Origin of the sequence: cf. Phormidesmis sp. LEGE 11477 (assembly GCF_015207105.1) — a bacterium.
Lineage (GTDB): Bacteria > Cyanobacteriota > Cyanobacteriia > Phormidesmidales > Phormidesmidaceae > Phormidesmis.
The window spans coordinates 1-23,380 of sequence record NZ_JADEXO010000102.1 but is presented as its reverse complement, the minus strand read 5'-3'; the positions used below and the strand labels follow the sequence as shown (position 1 = coordinate 23,380).

Sequence of the window (23,380 nt, the reverse complement as noted above, 5' to 3'; positions counted from 1 at the left end):
GAGGCAGCGGCGAGGCTAGCCGCACCAATCAAATAATTGCCCGTCTCTTACAAAACAGCCTGACTGAAGTGGGTCTGCCTGAAACGCTGATTCTTTTAGTCGAACATACAGACGTCTCTCGCCTAGAGATAGCCCGGTGCTCAGGTATTGACCTGATCATTCCTCACGGTCGCCCTCGCTTAGTTGAACAAGTCGTTGAGAGTGCAACCATTCCAGTAGTGCCTTCTAGGATGGGCAACTGCTACCTGTACTGGTCGGCAAGCGGAGCCGTTGATCAGGTCTATCACATGATTGTCAGCAGCTATCAGGGCACGCCAGATGCGATCAACCGCATCGAAAAAGTAGTCTTCCACGAGTCGCATAGCGCCACAACGCTAACTCGGCTGTGGAGCCGATTACGAGAAGAAGGATTTGAACTCAAAGCCGACATGGCGATCGCCCAGACCTACCATTTGTCTATTGCTGAACCGTCGGAATGGGAATCCGCTTACCTTGAAAGGACTATAGCCTTTCACCAGGTCAAACATACAGACGAGGCCATCCGTTGGATTAATCAGCACAGCAGTGGCCATGCCGATAGTATCGCTACCACTGACTATTCCGACAGCCGTCTGTTCAGTAATCGGTGCCGCAGTACAGCGCTGTATATCAACACTTCACCCCAATTTATTCGCAACGCCGAACATCCTGGCGAAATAGCCCTTGGCATCTCCAATAGAAAGGGCACAGCTAGCGGTCTCATTGGGATGAACCTAATGAGAGCGCACCAGCGGATTTTTCCAGGTGAATCTAGCTAGCGTCCCAGTTATAGGCTTTGGTACGCAGAAGTCTCAAGCAGAAGCTCTGACCTGCGGCGAGGGGGGCTTCTGAGCTGACCTACTGCTTAACCAAATTGGCTTCTTGTTTAACCAGTTTGACTTTGTCCGCCAACCCAACTGACTGAAGACCACGGATAATCATCCAGGTCACATCGATTTCCCACCACTGAAGACCATGCCGAGCAGAGTATTGGTAGGCGTGGTGATTGTTGTGCCAGCCTTCACCAAATGTACAAAGCGCCACCCACCAGCAATTGGTCGAGCGATCGCCAGAGTCATAAGTGCGGTAGCCAAACTTATGAGTCGCGCTGTTGACAAACCAGGTGAAATGATAGACCACGACCAAACGGACGAAGATGCCCCAGACGACGAAAGGCCAACCACCCAAAGCATAAAGCAGTGCGCCCAGAGCAATCTGTAGAACTAAGAAATACTTATCGATCAGAATGTAGACTGGGTCCGTATTGATATCCTTCGTAAACTTGCGAATCTCAGACTTGGCGGGAACATCATGCAGCAGCCAACCCATATGGCTCCACCAAAAACCGCGACCAGAATTGTGATGATCAGCTTCTTGATCAGAAAAAGCATGGTGGTGACGATGTAACCCGATCCACTCAATCGCACCGCTTTGGCAAGAAAGCGAGCCGCAAAAGAGAAAGAAGTACTCTAGCCACTGAGGCACCCGAAAACTGCGATGGGAGATGAGTCGATGCCATCCTAAAGTGATTCCGAGGCATCCAGTAATAAAGTAGAGTATGAAAGCCATGCCAATCGCGCTCCAGCTGAAGTTGGATGGCAGCAGCGCAAACAAAGCGCCAAAATGGATGGCCACCATAAATAGGATGATGGGCCAGTTGAGAGGACGGTCAGACGAGCGTGCAATAGTCATTTAGAATCTCAATGCAAAAAGTTGGGGCTCAAACACTTTCAAGGCGACCTGAACTGGTGACCTGAACTATGAATCACTATGGGAATCACTATGGCCTTGTGAGCCTAAACGGCCAAAACCTTAGATAGCCAAAGTCACGATAGTCAAGTTACTGAGCAGGTAAGTTTGGTTTTATCTACCGGTTTGGTTTTCTCTAAGAGCTGTTTGGAACAACATAGATGAATCATTTGGACTGAATCCCTTGGACGACTCACAATTACTTACCTCAGAGCTACTAACGCTGCAATCGGAGCCCTCCTCGCTGCAAGCATTCTACAAAATCGACACTCAGGTCAAGCGAAATCTAACGAAGGTGTTAGCGGCCTTCAGAGCAAACCGAGTAGGAACTCATCACTTTGCTAGCGTGTCAGGCTATGGCCATGATGATTTGGGTAGAGATACCCTCGATCGGGTGTTTGCTCAGATAGTAGGCGCTGAAGCAGCAGCAGTGAGAATACAGTTTGTCTCCGGTACCCATGCCATTGCCTGTGCTTTGTTTGGTGCCTTAAGGCCAGGGGATGAAATGCTTGCGATCGCAGGAGCTCCATACGACACTTTAGAAGAAGTGATTGGCACCAGGGGGAGCGGTCAAGGATCTCTTAAAGAATTTGGCATCTGCTACCAGGAACTGTCGCTGACACAAGCGGGTGAAATAGATTTTGACAGGATCGCTTCCTCAATTAGTGAAAAAACTAAACTTGTCTTAATTCAGCGCTCTTGTGGCTATAGCTGGCGTCCTAGCCTTAGCATTCACAATATTAACAAAATTATACATTTAGTTAAGCAACAAAACATTAATACAATTTGTTTTGTAGACAACTGCTACGGAGAATTTACTGACTCTCAAGAGCCCACCGAGGTTGGCGCAGATCTGATGGCCGGCTCACTGATCAAAAATCCAGGCGGCACCATTGCCACAACAGGCGGATACATTGCAGGTAGGGCCGATCTCGTAGAGGCGGCAGCCTGCCGGTTGACAGCGCCAGGCATTGGCCTCAGCGGTGGGGCCACACTGGGGGAAGGCCGTCTGATGTATCAAGGGCTGTTTCTGGCACCGCAAATGGTAGGCGAAGCGATGAAAGGCAACTACCTAATTGCAAAGACGTTTGCATCACTAGGCTACGAAGTCAGCCCGCCCGCTTCGGCACTACAGCGCGAAGTGATTCAGGCTATTAAGTTAGGGACAAAACAAAAACTAATCGACTTTTGCCAAGCTATCCAAAAGCACTCTCCGATTGAGTCGTATGTTAGCCCTGTGCCGTCTGCGATGCCAGGGTATGATGATCAACTCGTGATGGCAGGCGGGTCTTTTATAGATGGCAGCACGTCTGAGCTATCAGCAGATGGACCTTTGCGAGAGCCCTATGTAGTCTACTGCCAAGGCGGCACACACTGGACGCATGTGGCGATCGCGATAGAAGCCGCCGCTGCTGCCGTTGGACCTGCCGCTTGCTAAACAAGAGCAATTTGAACTGACAGCTACTACATCCAAGCACTCAGCGCTGTGTGCGACAAGGACTACCGCGTCTTGATATGGCTTAAGCTGGGGGCGGATTGTTATAGGCGCAGATTTCTGCAGAACTATACAAAAGGAGGCTGGTCTAAAAGACCAACCTTCAAAAAAAGAGCAACTTATTCTCAATAATTTATTGCTGATACTACCAAAAGGCTCGATGCTAGAAAAATGCTAGAGAAGCAATAGAAGCTCAGCTCTCTCAACCTGACTTGCTAGCAAGTGATGAACGGTAAAGGTACTGGATAAAGATAGTGGGTGAAGTGTGTTTGACCATCTGCACGCATCAAGAATACAAAGCTGAGCTGACTCTATCGACTGATGAAGAACACCACCGCTAGATTCAATAATCTCATTTGCTTTGGATTGCTGCGTCGACTTGCATGCAGATGATCAATCGATGTTTCAGGAACTCTATCTACATGTATACGCAGATGACTGACGATTGGATGTGATCGATCTCACCAATGCTGTTTACGTACACCTTTTGTTACATCCATATCAATTTTGCTTAACGTATCAAGCCCAAACGATATGAAATTCAGATTCATACTGTCAGGATCTTGGCGGCTAGCTGTAGCCCCTAATATGGAGTAGCGTCTATAGACCGTGCTGCCTCCCATCCAATTTTATTGTTTGCCCATCTATGATCACAGTTGCTCTACCAAAAGGCTCTCTTCTAAAAGAGAGTATTCGCCTATTAAAAGCCGCAGGTTTAGATTTCAGCGGATTTCTAGAAACTGGGACTCGGCAGCTTCAGCTAATGGACAGTAGTGGTCAGGCGAGAGGACTGCTGGTAAGGGCAAAAGATGTTCCGGTGTATGTCGAGTACGGGCAGGCGCAAATAGGTATTGTCGGTTATGACGTGCTAAGAGAACGGCAGCCCCGAGTCGCGCAGATTGCAGATTTGGGCTTTGGGGGTTGCCATCTATCTGTAGCTGTTTCTGCTGACAGTGGCTATCAGTCGGCAGTGGATTTACCGCCTCACTGTAGGGTGGCGTCTACATTTGTCAATAGCGCTCGTCAGTATTTTCAGTCTTTGGATTTGGCGGTAGAGATTGTGCCGCTCTCTGGCTCAGTTGAACTAGGCCCGATTACAGGGATGTCAGAGGCCATCGTTGATTTGGTATCGACAGGGCGTACGCTTAAAGAGAACAACCTGACTGAACTAGAGATCCTCTATCACAGCACGGCCAGGCTGATCGCTCATCCTTTGAGCTACCGTTTAAACCAGGACGGTCTTACTACTTTGATCGAGCAAGTACAAGCAGCCGCTATGACCAGCACTACAGCTTGAGTGCTGATGCTCTAATCTGGCATTTTTCTAGCATTTTAGTCTGGCGCTTCGATCGAGATTCATATTCTATGTACGGCTTTAGTGCGATCGCTTCAGTGGCGACCATTTCAGTTGTGATCGCTTCAGTTGCGTTCGGTGCAATTTAGTCATTTCAGCCATTCCTTCAACCTCTTTTGAGAATCTTTCATGACGTCGGCTTCCAAAAACAAGTCAAATCTAGATGCTGAGCACGGAAAAAGTCGCAGTATCAAAAGCGACTGGCGGCTATTTTTACGACTGCTGCCATATATCCAGCAGCATCGGTCTCAGCTGATATTGCCGATGCTGCTACTCGTGCCGCTGTCTTTGGCACAGGCGGTTCAACCAATACTAATCGGTCAGGCAATTTCGCTAATTAAACAAGAGGACAGGGCTTGGAACGTTCTAACGACAATGAGCCTGCGAACAGGGCTAAATTGGATTATTGTTGGGCTGCTAGTGGCGATTACAGTTCGCCTCCCTCTAGACGGCTGGCAAAGCTATCAGATTCAGAAAGTGGGTCAAAATATCACCGCTTCTATTCGCCGCGATTTGTTCAAGCATGTCACTGATTTGTCGATGGGCTTTTTTGATCGTACGCCCGTAGGCCGCCTGATTACTCGGCTTACTAGCGATGTCAATGCGCTTGGCGATGTCTTTTCGACTGGCGCAATCGGCATCATCAGCGATCTATTTTTGATTTTGGTGCTGATGGGCGCAATGCTGCAGCAAGAATGGCGGCTAGGTCTCATGCTGATCATCATGCTGTTGCCTATCACTACGCTAATTATTTATTTTCAGCAGCAGTACCGCAAAGCGAACTATATCGCGCGCGAAGAACTCTCAGCGCTCAATTCCAATTTGCAGGAGAATATCAGCGGTATCAACGTGGTGCAACTGTTTCGACGCGAACGTTTCAACAGCGAATTGTTTCGCACCATCAACCAGCGCTATGTCGGCGCAGTCGATACAACGATCTTTTATGATTCAGCCGTGTCAGCAACTTTGGAATGGGTGGCTTTAGCTGCGATCGCAGGTGTCCTTGCTCTCGGCGGCTATCTCGTCACTGGCAACGTCATTGAGATTGGCATTCTCACTACCTTCATTCTATTTGCCCAAAGGCTATTCAATCCGCTTCGCCAGTTTGCTGACAAATTCACAGCCATTCAGGCAGGGCTGACCGCCGTTGAACGCCTGAACGACTTGATGAGCGAACCAATTGCCATCCGCGATGCCAAAAACCCAGTAGAGCTGCCGGCTCAGACGCTGAAGGATAGCGACGTTGTAATTCCGGGTGAAATTCGATTTAAGAACGTTTCTTTCGGCTACAAAGCAGACGACTATGTGCTCAAAAATCTTGACTTTACGATTCGGCCCGGCGAGAAAGTTGCCTTAGTTGGACCCACTGGCGCGGGTAAGAGTTCGATTATTCGCCTGCTCTGTCGGCTGTATGAAGTGAGCGACGGACAGATCTTATTAGATGGCGTAGACATTCGAGAAATTGCTCAGCAGGATTTGCGCGATCGCATGGCTATCATTCTCCAAGATGGCTTCCTATTTTCTGGCGACGTCACCCGCAACATCACCCTGGGCGAAGATTACAGCTTTGAGCAGGTACAGCGCGCCGCCGAACAAACCAACGTCGCGACCTTCATTGAGGCGCTGCCGCAGGGCTACGGCACCGCTTTGCGCGAACGCGGCACCAACCTATCTGGCGGACAAAAGCAGCTACTTGCCTTCGCCCGCGCTGCCATTCGTAATCCTGGCATCCTCGTTCTAGACGAAGCGACTGCCAATCTAGACGTGGGCACCGAAGCAACCATCCAGGCGGCTTTAGACAAACTTCTAGAGAATCGCACTGCCATCATCATCGCCCACCGTCTTTCTACCATTCGCAACGTGGACCGCATTCTAGTACTAAAGCAAGGCCAGCTAGTTGAGCAGGGTAGTCATGACGAACTATTGAAACAGGATGGCCTTTACGCCAGCCTGTACAAATTGCAGATGCTAGGTCAGTAGTATTAGCTCAGTAGAAACCATTCCCTAATCAGCCAGCTCATAGAGTGAGAAAGCAGGAGTAGAGTGAGAAAGCAGGAGCGGCTGGCGAGATAGCTTGAGGAACAGAACCTAACAGCCGATAATCTAAGACGCGCCTCAAACACATGACAACCCCTAACTCTAGCCCTCATCCCCATGGTCACGACAAAGCACGTTGAGTTCAACGGTCCGCAGCTATTACAGCAGCTGATTGAAAAGCGATCGCTCACCCAGGCCCAAGCCGAAGCGCTGATGGATAGCTGGCTATCCGAGACTCTTTCGCCTGTTCTTTCTAGCGCTATCCTCGCCGCTATTCAAAGCAAGGGCGTCACTGGAGACGAGCTTGCAGGCATGGCCCGCGTCCTACAGGGCCAGTCTCTTGGCGGCATGCTGGTAGATCCAGACCTGCCGACTCCTCGCATCGATACCTGCGGCACTGGTGGCGACGGCTCTGCCACCTTCAATATTTCTACTGCGGTCACTTTCGTCGCCGCAGCAGCAGGCATTCCTGTAGCCAAACACGGCAATCGCTCAGCTTCTAGTAAAGTCGGATCGGCAGATGTGCTCGAAGGTCTAGGCGTAGATCTCGACGCGCCCAGTGAGAAATCAAAAGCGGCGCTCAAAGAAGTCGGCGTTACTTTTCTGTTTGCTAGGGGTTGGCACCCGGCGATGAAGGCCGTGGCCCCCTTACGCGGTGAGCTAAAAGTCCGCACCGTTTTTAATCTGCTAGGACCCCTGGTTAATCCGCTGCGACCCACCGGCCAAATTATCGGCGTCTATCACCCTTCAGTCATTGAGCCGATGGCAGAAGCGCTAAGGCAGCTAGGCACTCAGCAGGCAATGGTTCTTCACGGTCGAGAAACTCTAGACGAAGCGGGCTTAGGCAAACCGACAGATGTTTCAGTGATTAGCAGCGGCACCATCTCTCAGGAAGTTTTGAACCCTGAATCACTAGGGTTAACGCCTGCGCCTCTATCAGCGCTCAAAGGGGGAGAGCTAGAAGAGAACACTGCTATCTTGCGTAACGTGCTTCAGGGTAAGGGGACGCAGGCGCAGACAGATGCTGTCGCTTTGAATGCGGCTTTGGCCTTGAAAGTAGGCGGCTTAGCTAAAGGTGAAACCTTTGAGGCAGCCTGCGTCCATGGCGTGAGTCAAGCGCAAGAAATTATCAAGAGCGGCGCGGCTTGGGAAAAGCTAGAGCAGCTTGTCACCTTTCTAAAAAGCTGAAATCGATATCAGAGATAGAATCAATATCAGAGATATCAATCGGTGGTAAGACAGACATGGTTACAGCCGTCCAAAGACCAGCTATTCAGCCGTCCAACCCTTCCCCTAGTTCTTTAAAGGCATGGTTAGAAAACCCGATAGAAGGAACAGAGTGGGTAGAGAATCAGCTAATTGAGAAGGATGGTATGACGCTGACTCATAGCAAAGTTCAACGAAGGTTGAGTACAGCATGGGCTGTTCATCAAGCAAAGCAAAAGTTGGGCGGCGAGGTTTATACAGAGGCACCTTGCAATACCGGCCAGCAAGGACGAAAGCCTGATGTGTCTTATCTGACTCAGGACTTGCTAGAACGATATGGCGCAACCAAAAGTTTGCCACAGAGCTTTCCACTGAGTGCAGAAATCGTCTCTCCTTTCGACTATGCGGAAAGCGTCTATAGGAAAGCCGACGAATATTTGGCGTCCGGTGGCGAAGAAGTTTGGTTAGTTCTTCCAACCAACCAACGAATAGTAGTAATTACTGCCGAAAGTGAGCAAACCTTCAGGTTCCACGAACTTGTGAAGACGCAGATTTTACTTCCAGGTTTCAGCATTGGGGTCGATGAGCTGCTGTCTTAGTGCTGCTAGATTAATAGCTGCTGGCCTTGTCTCTAGCAGCGTCGAGTCTTCTATGTTTGAGTCATCAAAATTACATCGAGTATCGACATAGATTACAAAGATGAGCGGTGGGGTTCGGTACCCCTCCAATCGATACAGCTACTGAATAGTGATTGAGTTGTGTGTGTTATTGAATGGCGTGTTGCTCTAGCCAGCCGCGCATTTTGCCAGGATTAAGTAGTCCGTAGGGATCAACTTTCTCTTTGAATTTCAGCTGATTTTCGTCAATAGTTTTACGTCCGCCGTCTTCGAGTACATAGGTATGAGGATTGGCAATAAATGCGCCCTTTTGCTCGTGGTAGTGAATGATTTCGGCTAGGCGTTCTGGGGTGGTATAGCGAACTAGCTGAAGCGCAGCCGGAACAATTTTGCCCTGCGATCGCAAATACTCCAAATGCATGATCACCTCATCACCAAAGTGCTCGTGCATATGCTGCACCAGCTTTAGATCTGGATCATAAGGAAACACGGTTTGAAGATAAGTCAACGTCTTATCCACGTTACGAGCGTGAAGCGTTGTATGGTTCCAAGTAAACTCTGCAATGGCTGCCCCCTTCCTTGTGGCTTTGGCATCCTTTTCATAGGTAATCGCCCCGCCCCACTCTTTTGACAGCGCCTTCAAAGCTTCTAAGTCGGCCTCTGAAACAATCAGCAGTGCCGCCGCTTTTCCCTCTGGCAAATAGTCTGTGAGTGCGTTGAAATAGCTCGGAATCGGCCAGGCGTGAATACTAATCAGCTTCTTGATAATGCCGTCAGCATCCCCTAGCGCCTGACCGAAACTAGCAGCAGTGATGAACTGATCAAACGTAACAATCACTTCGGCCCAGGGATAGGCTGGGCCGAGCGGAATCTCAAGTTCGGTGATGATGCCGTTGGTGCCATAGGCATGACTCACCTGATAAACCGCATCGCCGCGTAGCTCAATCACCCGTGGCGAATCTTCCATGGTGACTACTCGCACAGCCTGTATGCTGCCGCGATCTGCTAGCTGGCCATACATCACCGAGCCAATTCCGCCGCTGCCGCCCCCGACAAATCCGCCAATCGTCGCCGTTCGATAGGTCGAAGGTGTCATCCGAATTTCCCAGCCCTGCGGGCGGGTAACTCGATCGATCGCCGCAAGCTTGGTACCAGGTTCTACGCAGGCGTGGCCCGGCTTTACCCACTTCACAGCGTTCATTGCGCTCATATCGAGAATGACACCGCCTGCTAGTGGAATTGCCTGACCGTAGTTACCAGTACCTGCACCGCGTATCGTCAGGGGCACTTTGGCCTCTACGCAGGCTTTGGCTACCGCTAGTACCTCAGCCTCATTTTTGGGCCGCACTACCAAATCGCCAACCTTGTTCTCTAGTTGCTCGGTCAAAATTGGGCTGAAGTAGTAGTAGTCTTTCGATAGTTTGTCGATTTGATTGGGATCTAGCAAAGTCTCGATAGGACTGAGCGATTGGGCGAACTGCTGCCAGTTAACTGATGGGGTAGTCGCTTTTGTAAAATTCGCTTGAGAAGAATTGGGCGCTGTCATAGAAAGCTCCAGAGTTAGAGAGGCATTGTGCCGGTTTGAAGAATCGTCAGTTCAGTATTGAATCAATCTACTGAGTATTACTTTGGCAGCTCAAAACATAGTCTAAGTGAGACAACGGACCGCCCTTAGAACATCAAGTGAAGTAGTTGTACGGAGTGAAAAGCAAGCGTGAATTGCCAATTATAAGTACGTGAGCGATCGCGACAGCCTCACAGTATTTCGCACTTTCTAAAAATACGCTTCTTCTTAAATCTGCCATGACACCTGCCAACCCCAATGCCAAGTTCCCGATCTGGGAATATCTGAGTCAACCTATTGGCCAAGCCGACTACACAGTTATTGTAAATCCTCAAAAGTTCTGGAGACAGAGCAAGCTGCGCCATATTGAACGCTGCTGGATCACGTCGTATGTGCCTGAAGGTCGAACGATGTAAAGGCTGTAACTCCAGATAATGACAGAAAAGCGCTGCGGCTCATCTAGGTCGCAGCGCTTTTCGATCTGCAACGCTTTTCGATTTATAGATCCGCCGCCGCTACAACGATACAGCGATGGCTGCCGAGCCCACTGTATCAGCGACTGCTGATCGATCGTTTCAGGCTAATTAACGCGCTGGTTTAGGCGCTAGCCTGTCGCGAGCATGTCAGCAGTCGCCGACTACTACAGAGCGCAAGAAGAATTGGCGTCGTGAGATTATTCAATCTGAATAGTTTGGCTAAGGATAGCTTTGGTATCTTCCCAATCGATGATTGCATCTTCTAGCCACAGCCAGTTTGCCCCTAGCGTATTCGCATTGAAGTCAGCAGGTGCCTGGCTGATGACCCGTTGGTAGGCGGATACGGCTTGTGCTAATAGCTGCTCTTTCTCAGCGGCATCGGTTTCTGCTTCTGAAAGTGATAGCGACGCGATCGCAATACCAGCATAGGCATTAAGCGCATACTCACCAAAGGTTTCATCGGAAAAATAGGCACCTGTGTCCGTCGCTTGTCTGTCTGCAAATCTAACTGCCTGTTGCCAGGATTCTAGTGCTGGCTGCTCACGACCCAAAGCATATTGAGCAAAGCCTAAAGCCATAAAGACTTCCATCCAATCCGCTTCACTTTCTAAAGCAGTCTGCCAAGCTCGCATAGCATCTTCGGGCCTGTGGTCGCTGTCATTTTGCTTGACTAGTCCCCAGTGTGCTCGTCCTCTTAAAAGAGCAATTACAGCATCCTCTAGCTGCGCTTCGCTGGCTGGCAGAAGTGCTGCGATTGCCTCAGAAAATCGCCCTTCATTGATGAGAGACTGCATGGCGATGGTCACCTCATCTAAATCATCTTGAGCTAGACCATTGTCTATTCGAGCTAGTAGGTTTGATTCGCCAACGCTCTCGACGGTTGCTGTTCTCTCTGGATCGCTTTGTAGCCAGGTGACTGCTGTCAAACCGAATAGCGCCACCAGTGCGATCGCCATTGCCCCAGGCAGCGTCAAAATTTTTGTGTGCAGCGTATGGCTGCGGGTGTGTCGCTCACCGACTAGCTCGGGTAAGCCAGTTGCCGAATGGCGAGAAGCCGTTATCAAGGAGTCGGTTTCTGATTCACCATAGAAGCCAGCTGGCTTTTTGCCGTTTGCCAGCACGGACGAGTCATCATATGTTCCTTCGTACCTAGCTGATGAAGATGCTGATGAAGATGCTGATGAAGAAGGCGCTGATGCAGATGTGGAACTTGCTCTCGTCGCCGCTTCATCTGGCAAAGTCTCTAATCGATCGGTCGCGTTCTCTTGAGCTTTTACGCCTGAGAAATTGCTCTCATCTGTAGGCTCAGAAAAATTAGAGCCAGAAAAATTAGAGCCAGAAAAATTAGAGCCAGAGGAATTGGAACGCAGGGCGATCGCCCCCTCAGTCGCCGAAGTCCTCGGCGAAGCCTGTGGAGCTTTGGACCTAAGTCGATCCTGCTTTGCCAAACTTGATTCGGCAAACATATCTTCAAAAGGATCGTCAGCTGCATCGAGCAAATTAGTATTTTCTACATTGGCCTTTGTCTTGACCAGGTAGCCGTCAAACAAAGGATGCATGTAGAGAGTGGGCAGCACCCAATAAAACTGGTGAGATCCGTAGGCAGAAATCAGTCCTTGCCGAGTGCGATTCAAACTCAAGTCGAGAGCCTGACCTTTTTTTAGGTTGCGATACAGCAGCTGAGTAAAGGTGATAGCTACATGGTCAGGAATGCGCTCGGTCATTGCAATGACGGCTGGCATGCCACGATTGATCAGCGCCTGAGCTAGATTTCGCTCTTGCCAACCGCCTTCAGAGCCAGGGCTATAGCCTCCTCTGCAAGAGTTAAAGACTGCCAGCTTGACGCCGTTATTGACGAGCAAACCAGCTAGATCTTCACCGCTTAGTCGTTCGGTCAAACCGGTCTGACGGCTGACCAGATAGAGATCACCCCCAGCGTTGCCTAGGTTGCTATGGCCTGCATAGTGCAGAACCTGGTAGCTGCCTCGCTCTAGCTCCTGAGTCAGTTCTGCTCTTCCGGGCTGCTCTAATACCTTTAGCTGAATGTCTACGGTCGAATCATTAGCCTCAACAATCTGGGGATGAAGCTCCGTTTGAAGGTGATGAGCTTCCTGTTTAAGCTCTAAACGCTCTTGGTCACCAGGTGCGGCGATGACCATCAAAATCCGCAATACCTGAGTCGCAGCGCTAAGCTGAACCGACACGGCGGAATTTAGCTGGCGACGGTTGAGAATGTAGCGCGAAAAAATAACATCAGTGCCAGTCGCTAAAGGTCTGGTGCCTGCATGTAGTGCTTCCCAAGGGAGCTGCTGAAGTTGGCTGTCTTTAATGCCGATGCGTAGACGCAGTAAATCCTGGCGATTTTGGGCTACGCCTTGAGCGATGCCCCAACTGTCATGAAGCTGACCTTTGAAAAGTTCGTTATGAAGTGTCTGTCCAAGCTGGACTAGGGTTGTGAGGTTCGCATCTGCTTCGGCAGGCGGCACCTCGTCGGCATGAGCAGCAGCTACGCGGGTCTGCTGCCCTTTGAGCAAACCCAATAGCGGGTCGTGCATCAGCGACTTAGTCTGCTCTATCCAATCTGCTACTGGCCATTCCATTCTTTCTTCGGCTAGTGGTACGCCCTTAGCAACATTTTCGGTGCGTACCCAGTATTGATCGTCACCTACGGCAGTAATGGATAGTCCAAATTCCTGAATCACAGCTACTCTTATTCCCTGACACTACCTGACACTATAGGGTTGGTCATATGACTATAGGGTTGGTCACATGGCAGAGGCACAGTACGGTTGGCCCGACGCTTCGTGTATCAGTGAGCCCAGTGACTCACGGCTGTCGTAGACGCAGCCTTTTTGAGAATGCATCTAGCAACTGCCGCCGCCCAACATCTTTGCCAATGTTCTATCAATATGCCTTCGTTCTAGGCGTCAACCTTCATTTTAGGCATTATCAGTGGGCGGCTGTATCGGTAGGTGCAAAGTAGAGCAGAACAGCACGGATATTTTATACAAGGCGGCCATGTTTGAAGCATTGACTATTCAAAGACTACTTAATTCAAGGATGGCTTATAAGCTAATGCCAACCCAGTTTTTCAATCGATCAAGCGTTAGGTTGATTTGTCAACACCATGCCTAGTTAATTGCTGCCAACCAAAAGTCAGGTAGATCTAAGGATTAAAAAACGATTCATAGTCTTCGAGAAACATTTGTGGATAGGAGCTTACAAAGCTTGACAGGACTGATTTAAGCTTTGTGAAGAGATACATAAGTTTATGTTCTGGTCTTAACCTACTGATTTCTTACTCATCTTCTGATGACGATTGCGTATGTCATCCGTACAAGCTGCGATCGCTGCATATACTGCTCCTTCTCAAGCGTCTTCTTCACCGGAAGCGCAGCCTGCGGATAGATCGAAGGCTGTGGGTTTTCCCTCTGCGGAAGTTGTAGGCTCTAGGCGATCGCTATCTACCTGCTCGGCATTAGGCGGTGAGGATCGCCTCCCCAAATCAGACATCAAACGAAGTCTAAAAGCCTCGACGCTAGATGGCACTTTTTCTGCAGTCTTTGAGAATATTGTCAGAGGCGTTTTGATTGGCAATTTTCTGCTGGGCTTAGGGGCAGGTGCGTTTGAAGTGGGTCTGCTGAGTTCTATTCCAATGGTGGCGCATCTGTTGCAACCCTTGGGCGCATATTTCTCGGAAAAAACGACAAGCCGCCATCTCTACTGTTTTTGGATCTATGGCCTGTCTAGGGCGCTGTGGCTGCTGCCAGCGGCGGGTATTTTCGCATTCACTCACGGTCGAATAGACGCCCATGGGTTGACGCTGCTGACGATGGCTGTATTGACACTCAGCAATGTCTTAGATTCTATTGGCTGTGCGTCTTGGATGAGCTGGATGGCAGTCTTGGTGCCGACTCGGCTGCGGGGACGGTACTTTAGCTTGCGGCGATCGCTCTCTAGTTTGGCAGCGCTGCTGACAATTCCAATCGGTGGCTGGCTGGTTTCTAGCTGGCGAGGTGGCGAAATTGAAGGCTATGGCATTGTGCTAATCATGGCGGTGCTGATAGGACTGGGCAGTTTGTGCTTTCAGTTTTGGATGCGTGATGTGAATCCGCAGGTGGAAGCAGATACCCATCGGCTAGAAGCAGATACTCATCAGCTATCTGAATCGGCGGGCAAGCCGACAGACGACAGCGCCCAGAGCCAAAGTAACAAGCCATTAGCAGCGGCTGGCATATTTTGTGATCGCAATTTCCTGACGCTGTTACTTTTCCTTGGCCTCTGGACGTTCGGGCTGAACCTGAGTGCGCCTTTTTTCAACTTCTATTTACTCAGTAGCTTGAGCATCGACGTACAGTGGGTCACTCTCTACGGCGGCCTAGTCTATGGCGCATTTTTGCTGACGATTATGCTGTGGGGCCGCCTGGCCGATCGAATTGGCAATCGTCCGGTGCTGATGCTAAACGGTCTGCTGATGGCCGTTTTGCCGCTGCTTTGGCTCTACACAGACAGCAGCAGTCTGTCCCTATGGCTGCTCCTACCGCTGCTACACAGCTTGCAAGGGGGAACAGTCGCCGCGCTAGATCTGTGTTTATCTAATATCCAACTAGAGCTCGCGCCTAGGGCTAAGCAGTCTAGCTACTTTGCGATCGCAGCGGCTGTCATCGGCATTACTGGCGCGCTAGGCGTTACGGTTGGCAGCGTGCTGGCAGAACTACCCAGCTTTGGTTTGCCAGCAATTTTTGTGATCTCAGCGCTGATGCGGTTTGCTAGCCTAATACCGCTGTGCTTTGTCCAAGAGACCCGCTCGCTTTCAATTAGGCAGCTGGTTCAAAGAAAACTACCCAAACCGCTGAGTATGGCGTTCGCTACTTTGCTCCACGTACTTTCTGGCAGGGAAACTCTGGTCATAAAAGAGCAAAATGGTCAGCCAGCATATGAAGGTATCCAGTGTTAGCTACATCACTTGCCAGCTCCTACTGTCTCGTTTGGTACTCTAGGAATCCACTGCGATTTGCCACTACAATTTGCATGTCTACCCAGACGTTCATTTGTACCCTCTCAATCTATGGTTGCTGCGCCGCCTAATCCCGCTGAGATCCAAGCAGAAAGAGAGGATCAAATCCAAGCGTTGACGAACAGTCTACGACCTGGCCAAAGGGCGTTGGCTCAATGGCGATCGGGTCCACTAGCGGTTTCGGCAGTGCCGGGCTCGGGAAAATCAACTGGCATGGCCGCAGGCGCGGCAATTGCGATCGCTCATCATCAGCTTCACGCTCGCAAGCAACTGGTTCTAGTCACCTTCACTCGCTCTGCTGCTGCTAGCCTCAAGGCAAAAGTCCGCCAGCATCTTAGAGATCTTCATTTACCGCAAAACAGCTTTGTCGTCCATACGCTACATGGATTGGCGCTAAACGTGGCTACCCGTCACCCAGAAATCTCTGGTATCAACCTTTCTAGTCTAGATTCAGAGGGCACCACGCTAGTTTCTCCGACTCAAAGCCATCGGCTGATTCGGTTGGCTGTTGAGCAATGGATAGAGGAAAATCCGCTGATGTATCAGCAGCTGATCGAAGGCCAGGGCTTTGACGGTGAAGAAGCGGAACGGCTCAGACGACTCACTGTACTCCGCACCGAAGTTTTACCCACACTGGCCTACACCGTTATTCACGAGGCGAAAAGTTCAGGACTGCTGCCGGAGGCGCTCATGGAGATCGCCCAGGGGATGACAGTCAGGGTTGAAGGAGATGCCGTTGACTATGCCGTTGTGGTGATGGCGGCTGGCCTCTACGCCCACTATCAGACGCTGCTTTCTACGCAGGGCCTGATTGATTACGACGATATGATCCTAGCGGCGCTAAAGACACTGACAGAGCCGGATATTCGTAAGCTGTGGCAGAGCCGTGTGTTTGCCATTTTTGAAGACGAGGCTCAAGATTCCTCGCCGCTGCAAACGCAGCTACTAGAAGTGCTAGCAGGCGATCCAGAAGATCCGACTAAGCCTTTGAATCTAGTACGGGTAGGCGATCCAAATCAGGCGATTAATTCAACATTCACGCCCGCCGATCCGGTCTTTTTTAATCAGTTTTGTGATGCTTGTGCTCAAGGCGAGGCGGACGGGAAGCTAGCAACGATTGAACAGGCGGGGCGAAGCTGCGATCGCATCATGTCCGCCGCCAACTTCGTGCTTGAGTGGGTCAACCGCCACAGCCCTAGTAATCCATTTCGCAGCCAGGCCATCCTTCCTGTGGGCCCCAACGATCCGCAGCCTCATGCCAATCCTGCGCCGATTGGCGGTGGTGTCGAGGTTGTCAGACCGCAGACGGTCGTCAAAAGTGTGCAGCAGTTGGCTAAACGGATTGGCGCGGCCTATCAGGAAAATAGTCAGCTAAGTATGGCCGTCTTGGTGCGAGAAAGTCGGCAGGGAAAGTTCATTCGCGAAATTTTAGAAGATCCAGAGCGGCTAGGGTTTGACTTTGGCGCGACAGGAATCGAAATCTATGATGTGGGGGAGCGCGATCGCCAGAACCACGTTCCTAGAGAAATGCTCACGCTACTGCAGTTCATCGAGCGGCCTCACTCGCCAGACAATATTAAAGCGGCCCTGCGCGTCCTCGTCTCTCGGCAGCTAATTCCCACTCAAGATCTGAATCCTCTGGCCACTTATCCAGAGCAATTTCTCTATCCAGGCCCGCTAGATCAGCCACCTACCGATACTGCCGCCCATCAGGCTCGTCGCTACTGCGCCGCCCTCATCCGCGCCAGACTCGAACTCCCTGCTTATCATCTGATTCCTTTCCTTGGCCTCACCTTGAAATACAACCAAAGCGAGCTAGCCACCGCCGACAAACTCGCTGCCCGCATTGCCCAGCAAACCCTCGAAGACAGCACGCTGAGTGCCATGCTAGGCGCGCTACAAGAACTCCTTACTAGCGAAAGATTTCGTGCTATCGAAGCTGAGAATAGCGAACTACAGTACGCTCAGCCCGGTCGGCTCACGATTATGACCATGCACAAAGCTAAAGGGTTGGACTGGGATATCGTCTGCCTCCCTTTCCTTCACAAACGCAATCTTCCGGGTGACTCTTGGGTGCCGCCGCAGATCCAGTTTCTGGGTAAATTTTCTCTCGATGAAGTTGCTCGCGCTCAGCTGCGTGCCTACACCCACGCTGTCTATACGCGCGATCGCAAGCCTGCGCCGATTCCCAACCTCGAAGACGCTTGGCAGCAGGCCACTAACCTAAAGCGGGCCGAAGAATTTCGCCTGCTCTACGTCGCCATGACTCGGGCCAAAAAGCTGCTGTGGATATCAGCCGCCAAACAAGCGCCGTTCACCTGGAGCAAGCCTGGCAACTTACAGGAGGCGGAAATGAGCCCGGTAATTACCGCTCTAGCTCAGACCTCCTCTGCCGTCGCTTGATCTAATACCGTTTGAAAACAGGCTTCGCCTACTGCCGAAGGAGAACAGTCCGGGTCGCCTAGCAGAAATTCCCCTACTGTTTGAATGTCTTCTAACGGCTTAGAAAAACTGATCCGTTTAGCCTGATCTACCACAGGCGGTGAAGGCAGATTCGGGATATATCGCCGCTCTACCTCAAACTGATCGGACTTCACCGATTTCCAAACTTTTGGCGTGTTAGCTGTCGCCGAACGCTCGTCAATAGCCTTCACCTGATCAAACATCGCCGCTGGCGTCTCTAGTTTGGTGCGGCTTCTTTTCGGCTTTTCCTGAGACTGCTCTGCGTTCTCAGCCGCTTTCTTAGCCTTAGTTACCTGCTTCCACTTGTTGGTATGCGAAGTAAACAGTCTTAAGCCTTCTCGCATGCGCTCTTTGACATACAGATATAGCTCAGAAGAGGCATCGATGCCTCGCTTTGTGGTGGTGATTGGCAGCTGTCTGGCGTCCTTGCTTTTGAATTCTACAATGCCCGAAATGGAAATGAACTGAGGATGATAGCGAGGAATGCCCGTTTCCCCCCAGCCCGTCAAAATGGTTTTGTCGTTAGCGACAACGACGCGATCGTTACAGACAATTGTCCAGCCAGCATCGTCTCTTTTGGCCCGTTTGCGTTCAGAGGCTCTATCGACTTCTTGGGCGGTTGGCAGCTTTCGGCGCAGGCCAACGGCCAGTTTGATCTCAACATCTTCTCGGGTGGCTTCATAGAGGTAGGGTGCGATCGCCTCTTTGTCACGATTCTTCACTTTGTTGAGCCCTTCCCATTGCAGCATTATTGACCTGGGCTCAATCTGCTCACCGTTGACTACTATCTCAAACCCCTTGGTCAAGATGTAGCTGTAGAGCCCCTCAATCTCGCTAGCTAAATCGTCCTGAAAAGATTTGGACCCTAGCTGTCTAGCAGCCTCGTCACGCAGTTCTAAAATCTCAACTGAGGTGCCTGCCTCATCATCAGTGCGATCAATTGTTTCTACTGGCAGATCCCAGCTATCGTCACTGATCAGCCAGTCTGGCTGAATTAGCACCTTAAACGCCTCTCCATCAGTCTGAGAAAATATCTCTGCAGAACGCCCCATCTTGAAAATGGCCCGCTTCATCCCAATGCCATAGGTGCCGATAGTAAAGATGTCGTCATCGTCATCAATTCCCTTGGGCTTGCCCATCCGAAAAGCGTAGCGCTCGGCCACTTCTAGCGGAATGCCACCACAGTTGTCCTCAATTAAAAAAGCAGTATCAGACAGTTCAATATTTGCCCAGAAGCCCTCATAGGGCCTCTCTGTCAGTTCTCTTCCCCTCGTTGTCCGTTGAATGCCGTCTATACAGTTATCTAACAGGTCCAAGATGGCATCTTTTAGGTCGATGTCTCTAGTGAGCATATCCACGAAGAAGTTCTTGGTGGGAGAGGCATTAATCAAACTCACAAAGCTAGTCCTCTATCTTTGGTCTGGCAATTTCTCTTCTACCATAGAATACGAAGCACCAGAGGATACGAAAGCAAGTGCATACCAGCTAGACCTGCTGACGCCGATAGCAGGTAACGATAGCTGTAAGAGATCTATGAAAGCTTTTTCCGATAGGCTTTATCGCATCGTTCAGTATCTACGCTGCTTTCTGGTTGATAGCCATTTCTCTCGTATAATCGAACGGCTGTTTTCAGTGCGGTAGCGGTTTCTACCCAAACTTCTAGAAAGCCTGCTTTGGCCGCAGCCTGCTCTAGCTGCGATAGTAAAAAACGACCAAGGCCATACCCTCTAACGTCGGGTAGTAGGTACATCTTGCGAATCTCAACGGCCTTTTGCTCTCGTTCGATTGGCTCTCGTTCGATTGGATAGTAGCCACCTGTGCCGACGATTGTGCGATCGCGCTCCACCACCCAAAATTCTCCACCCGTCTGCTGATAGTACTTTTCGACCTCAACCGCATCTTGGTCACTACAGCCACCGCAGCTGACTTCCCAACCCAGACCGTATTCTGTCAGCACGGTTCTGACAACGTTGGCCGCTTCGTCGCGATCGCCCGCTACCCAGTCTCGAATCCAAAAATCCTTAAACTTCGCATCCATTCGCTTGATCTTCTCAGAGGTATCCCGTTAGCTATGTATCCTGTCAGCTATGGATCCGAGGCTCAGGGTACAGCGTACTTAGAATCTCACTTTCCACTTCAGCCAGTTCAGCTAGCCGCTCACTCACCAGATCACTATTAAAGTAAGTCGTGGCGAGCAGCCAGTAGCTGCCGTAGTGTCTAGCTTCTGACGCCATCAAAGACCGATAAAACTTTGCTAGTTGCAAATCGGGGCAGTGCTCACCCAAAAGTCCTAGCCGCTCATGGCTACGAGCTTCAATCAAGGCGGACACTAATAGCAGATCTAACATGCGATCTGGCTCTTGGCGACGCACGCACTTTTTCAAACCCGCTCCATACGGCGGTGGCGAAACCGGCTGTAAGGGAACGCCGCGCTTTTCTAGCCAGTTATTAACCTGGTCGTAGTGGCTGAGTTCTTCTTGAGCGATCGCTGTTAATTCTCGTACTAGTTCTAGGCTCGATGGATAGCGCGACATCATCTGAATTGCGGTTCCTGCCGCCTTGCGCTCGCACTGAGCATGGTCTAGCAAAATAGTATCCATATCGGCCAGCGCTTGATCGAGCCATGCCTGGGAAGTAGGTATTTTTAAGAACTTGATTTTCGAGCGCACCGAACTAGCAACAACCATAGAAGCTCAAATGTTGAAACGAAGTGAGTATTGAAGCGAGAGCTTATTCTACCGGTCTGCCTTCACTGGCCTACCTTTATGGGCCTGCCTTTACTGGCCTTTCTTGTAGAGACTTTACGAGCCCCTCTAATCCTAAGCGATAGCTGTCTGCGCCAAATCCACTAATCTGGCCAACCGCTACTGGCGCAATATATGAGTGATGTCGGAAGGCTTCGCGCTGATGAATATTGCTGAGATGGACTTCGACCGTAGGTAAGGCGACAGCGGCGATCGCATCTCGAATTGCCACGCTGGTATGGGTATAGGCACCCGGATTAATCAAAATGCCCTGGTGAACATTCAGAGCATTCTGAATCGTGTCCACCAAGGCACCTTCGTGATTTGATTGAAAAAAGGTTAAATCAACACCCAGCGCTTGAGCAATCTGCTTAAGCTCGCGGTTAATGTCTTCTAGAGTCTGAGAACCATAGATCTCTGGCTCTCGCTTTCCCAACATGTTCAAATTGGGACCGTTTAATACCAAGATCTTCAACATTGAAACGTTGAGCACTGGACGTTGAGCACTGGCATATAGCCCTTCAGGAATAAGGTTCTGTCACTTGTCAGACCCATTCACTGAATCGGAGCTTAACCAGAGAAAAGCTAGCCGCTTAGAACCCACTGAGAGCTAGTACAAACCCCTCTAGCTCGCGCTACGACTTGCCTTTTGGTCTACTGCTGATCTGCTCTCTAGCCCCGACTAACGGCGTCTAGGTCTACGATCATCTACAGGGATCGGGATCGCTTCATGCTCAGGCTGAGCTTGCGGGCCAAACAAAGCATCCATAACCTTGTCTACCCACTCTCTGAGCTTGTCAAGTGCCTGATCGATATAGTCCATGAGCTAGATTGCTCCCTCTCATCTTCTTAGCAACTTTGCTGCTCGCAACCTAGGTCAGACTAAGTCACGTAGCATACGGGAAAACAGATATCAACATGAACCCTTTCTATAAGATAAAGCTATCGTTGTGCAAGGCCACCTATAAGAAGAAAGCTATCTTCAAAGAAAATGGTTGGCCAACAATAGCGGGATCATCTTCATCTGTGTACTTATGATAACGAATCCTGAGCAATGATCAAGAAGAGCATCGGGGGAATTTACATAATCTCCCCTATTTCTTTAGATATATGATTCGGGAATATCACTATAGCCATATGTAGAACGGCCTCATTGGGGATCGTATGAAGAGAAGGTTAAACCCTCTATTTTGTCCTATGGCTGAATACTATGAGCCAGCCCCAGCAGTGTCCTCCTGCGATCGCAATAGGCTCAATCTGATGAGATTCAATGCGCTCAATGCGCTTTGCTGTCGAATGCGATCGCGCGATGCTTCTTGGCCAAACAGGTGCTTTTCTGTCTTGGTCCCGCCTGCTGAGGCCAGCCCAATGTAAACCAGGCCAACTGGCTTTTCGTCGCTGCCACCGCCTGGCCCAGCAATGCCCGTGATGCTGAGTGCCCAATCAGTGCCAAGGCGATCGCGCACCCCGACAGCCATCGCCGCAGCCACTTCTGCGCTGACCGCACCGCAGCGAGCTAAGACCGCTTTGTCTACACCCAGTATTTGCTGCTTAACCTGGTTGTCGTAGGAAATTACCCCACCCCAAAAGTAGCTAGAGCTGCCTGGGATTGCAGTAATCAATCCGCCCAGGCTGCCGCCAGTACAAGATTCAGCGACACTCAAGGTTTGCGATCGCGCCTTCAAAAGCTCACCGACAACCTCTGCTAGGCTCTGATCATCTTGGCCATAGCAAGCTGTTCCGGTAATTTCCTTGATCTTTATAGCGACTGGATCAATCAGTTGGGTGGCAGCGGTTACTGACTCGGCCCTCGCTGAAATTCGTAGCGTTACCTTGCCGCCTAGCGCGTAAGGGGCGACCGTTGGATTTTCTACCGATAAAAAAGATTCTACCTGCCGAGCCAAAGTTGATTCGCCAATCCCCCAGAACTTTAGGATTCGGCTATGGATAACGCCGTTTGCCCAGCCATTGGCGCGTAAGTAAGGAACAGCGCTCGCCTGCCACATCGCCTTCATTTCCCAGGGCACACCTGGAAACGTCATGATCGTCAACCCCGATCTAGGTGACCAAATGACCCCCGGCGCAGAGCCTATAGGATTAGGTAATTCTTCTGCGCCCTCTGGTAGCAGAGCCTGTCGCCGACTCATGCTGGTTAATGGCTGTCCGCGTCTGGCAAATTTTTCTTCTAGAACGGCAACGATTTCTGGCCGTTCTACTAAAGAAGTGTCAAAGAAATCAGCGAGAGAAGCTAGGGTGAGATCGTCTGGGGTAGGGCCAAGGCCACCTGTAAGAATGATCAAACGAGCGCGATCGCAGGCAATAGCGACTGCCTGCTTAATCCGAGTGGGATTATCGCCGACTACCGTTTGATAGTGATGAGCGATGCCTAAGCTGGCTAGCTGCTGAGCTAAATACTGAACATTACTATTCAAAATATCGCCGAGCAGCAGCTCTGTCCCCACACAAATAATCTCAGCGCTCTTGTTCATGATTTCTATTAATGGCAGCCTAGGACATAGCTTTTGGATAAGACGATAGTGACGCACTCCCACCACTAAACCTGATCGGTTATAGCGGGGGCTTCTTTAGAAGCTAGAGTGTTGTTGCCGTCCCGAAAGATAGACAAGATTTGCTTCGTGG

The 23,380-nt window shown here is 50.5% G+C and carries 17 protein-coding genes and 1 pseudogene; 9 read left to right on the top strand and 9 right to left on the bottom strand.

The window, feature by feature from the left end:
• Positions 1–797, top strand: a pseudogene (locus tag IQ256_RS22270) (gamma-glutamyl-phosphate reductase); the annotation flags it as partial.
• A gap of 79 nt (positions 798–876) precedes the next feature.
• Here the strand turns inward: IQ256_RS22270 and IQ256_RS22265 are convergent.
• Complete coding sequence (locus IQ256_RS22265; protein WP_193857892.1) at positions 877–1,710, bottom strand: fatty acid desaturase; 834 nt, start codon at positions 1,708–1,710, stop codon at positions 877–879.
• A gap of 241 nt (positions 1,711–1,951) precedes the next feature.
• Between IQ256_RS22265 and IQ256_RS22260 the strand changes: the two genes are divergently transcribed.
• From IQ256_RS22260 to IQ256_RS22240, 5 genes are all read left to right on the top strand, one after another.
• Positions 1,952–3,205, top strand: a complete 1,254-nt coding sequence (locus IQ256_RS22260; protein WP_370623521.1) for an aminotransferase class I/II-fold pyridoxal phosphate-dependent enzyme — start codon at positions 1,952–1,954, stop codon at positions 3,203–3,205.
• Positions 3,206–3,908: 703 nt separating this feature from the next.
• Complete coding sequence (gene hisG, locus IQ256_RS22255; RefSeq protein WP_193857891.1) at positions 3,909–4,559, top strand: ATP phosphoribosyltransferase; 651 nt, start codon at positions 3,909–3,911, stop codon at positions 4,557–4,559.
• Positions 4,560–4,745: 186 nt separating this feature from the next.
• Positions 4,746–6,596: an ABC transporter ATP-binding protein gene (locus IQ256_RS22250; RefSeq protein ID WP_193857890.1), complete on the top strand. Its 1,851-nt coding sequence runs from the start codon at positions 4,746–4,748 to the stop codon at positions 6,594–6,596.
• A 174-nt stretch (positions 6,597–6,770) separates the two neighbouring features.
• On the top strand, positions 6,771–7,841 hold the full coding sequence (gene trpD / locus IQ256_RS22245; RefSeq protein WP_193857889.1) for an anthranilate phosphoribosyltransferase: 1,071 nt from the start codon (positions 6,771–6,773) through the stop codon (positions 7,839–7,841).
• Between the two features lie 56 nt (positions 7,842–7,897).
• Positions 7,898–8,458, top strand: a complete 561-nt coding sequence (locus IQ256_RS22240; protein WP_193857888.1) for a Uma2 family endonuclease — start codon at positions 7,898–7,900, stop codon at positions 8,456–8,458.
• A gap of 166 nt (positions 8,459–8,624) precedes the next feature.
• Here IQ256_RS22240 and IQ256_RS22235 read toward each other — a convergent pair whose 3' ends face one another.
• Positions 8,625–10,022 (bottom strand): FAD-binding oxidoreductase, encoded by a 1,398-nt coding sequence (locus IQ256_RS22235; RefSeq protein WP_193857887.1) that lies wholly within the window; start codon positions 10,020–10,022, stop codon positions 8,625–8,627.
• Between the two features lie 257 nt (positions 10,023–10,279).
• Between IQ256_RS22235 and IQ256_RS22230 the strand changes: the two genes are divergently transcribed.
• The gene (locus tag IQ256_RS22230) at positions 10,280–10,456 is read left to right on the top strand and encodes a hypothetical protein (protein ID WP_193857886.1); all 177 of its coding nucleotides are present in this window, start codon (positions 10,280–10,282) and stop codon (positions 10,454–10,456) included.
• Positions 10,457–10,713: 257 nt separating this feature from the next.
• On the opposite strand, the gene IQ256_RS22225 is transcribed toward IQ256_RS22230, so the two are convergent.
• Complete coding sequence (locus tag IQ256_RS22225; RefSeq protein WP_193857885.1) at positions 10,714–13,218, bottom strand: CHAT domain-containing protein; 2,505 nt, start codon at positions 13,216–13,218, stop codon at positions 10,714–10,716.
• A gap of 623 nt (positions 13,219–13,841) precedes the next feature.
• Here IQ256_RS22225 and IQ256_RS22220 point away from each other — a divergent pair.
• Together IQ256_RS22220 and IQ256_RS22215 are read left to right on the top strand one after the other, a co-directional pair.
• A complete protein-coding gene (locus tag IQ256_RS22220) occupies positions 13,842–15,473 on the top strand; it encodes an MFS transporter (protein WP_193857884.1) in 1,632 nt (543 codons plus the stop codon).
• Between the two features lie 111 nt (positions 15,474–15,584).
• Positions 15,585–17,936 (top strand): ATP-dependent helicase, encoded by a 2,352-nt coding sequence (locus IQ256_RS22215; RefSeq protein WP_193857883.1) that lies wholly within the window; start codon positions 15,585–15,587, stop codon positions 17,934–17,936.
• Here the strand turns inward: IQ256_RS22215 and IQ256_RS22210 are convergent.
• The 6 genes from IQ256_RS22210 to IQ256_RS22185 all read right to left on the bottom strand — a co-directional run bounded on the left by IQ256_RS22210 (position 17,912) and on the right by IQ256_RS22185 (position 23,229).
• Positions 17,912–19,393 (bottom strand): ATP-binding protein, encoded by a 1,482-nt coding sequence (locus IQ256_RS22210; protein WP_193857882.1) that lies wholly within the window; start codon positions 19,391–19,393, stop codon positions 17,912–17,914. The genes IQ256_RS22215 and IQ256_RS22210 overlap by 25 nt on opposite strands.
• 134 nt (positions 19,394–19,527) lie before the next feature.
• A complete protein-coding gene (locus tag IQ256_RS22205) occupies positions 19,528–20,034 on the bottom strand; it encodes a GNAT family N-acetyltransferase (protein ID WP_193857881.1) in 507 nt (168 codons plus the stop codon).
• A gap of 43 nt (positions 20,035–20,077) precedes the next feature.
• Positions 20,078–20,683: a tRNA-(ms[2]io[6]A)-hydroxylase gene (locus IQ256_RS22200; protein WP_193857880.1), complete on the bottom strand. Its 606-nt coding sequence runs from the start codon at positions 20,681–20,683 to the stop codon at positions 20,078–20,080.
• A gap of 76 nt (positions 20,684–20,759) precedes the next feature.
• Positions 20,760–21,218 (bottom strand): type II 3-dehydroquinate dehydratase, encoded by a 459-nt coding sequence (gene aroQ, locus IQ256_RS22195; RefSeq protein ID WP_193857879.1) that lies wholly within the window; start codon positions 21,216–21,218, stop codon positions 20,760–20,762.
• 204 nt (positions 21,219–21,422) lie between these two features.
• Positions 21,423–21,563, bottom strand: coding sequence for a hypothetical protein (locus IQ256_RS22190; RefSeq protein WP_193857878.1), 141 nt, complete (start codon positions 21,561–21,563; stop codon positions 21,423–21,425).
• Positions 21,564–21,948: 385 nt separating this feature from the next.
• Entirely contained in the window at positions 21,949–23,229 is a 1,281-nt protein-coding gene (locus tag IQ256_RS22185) for a competence/damage-inducible protein A (protein ID WP_193857877.1), read from the bottom strand.
• Between the last annotated feature and the right edge of the window lie 151 nt (positions 23,230–23,380).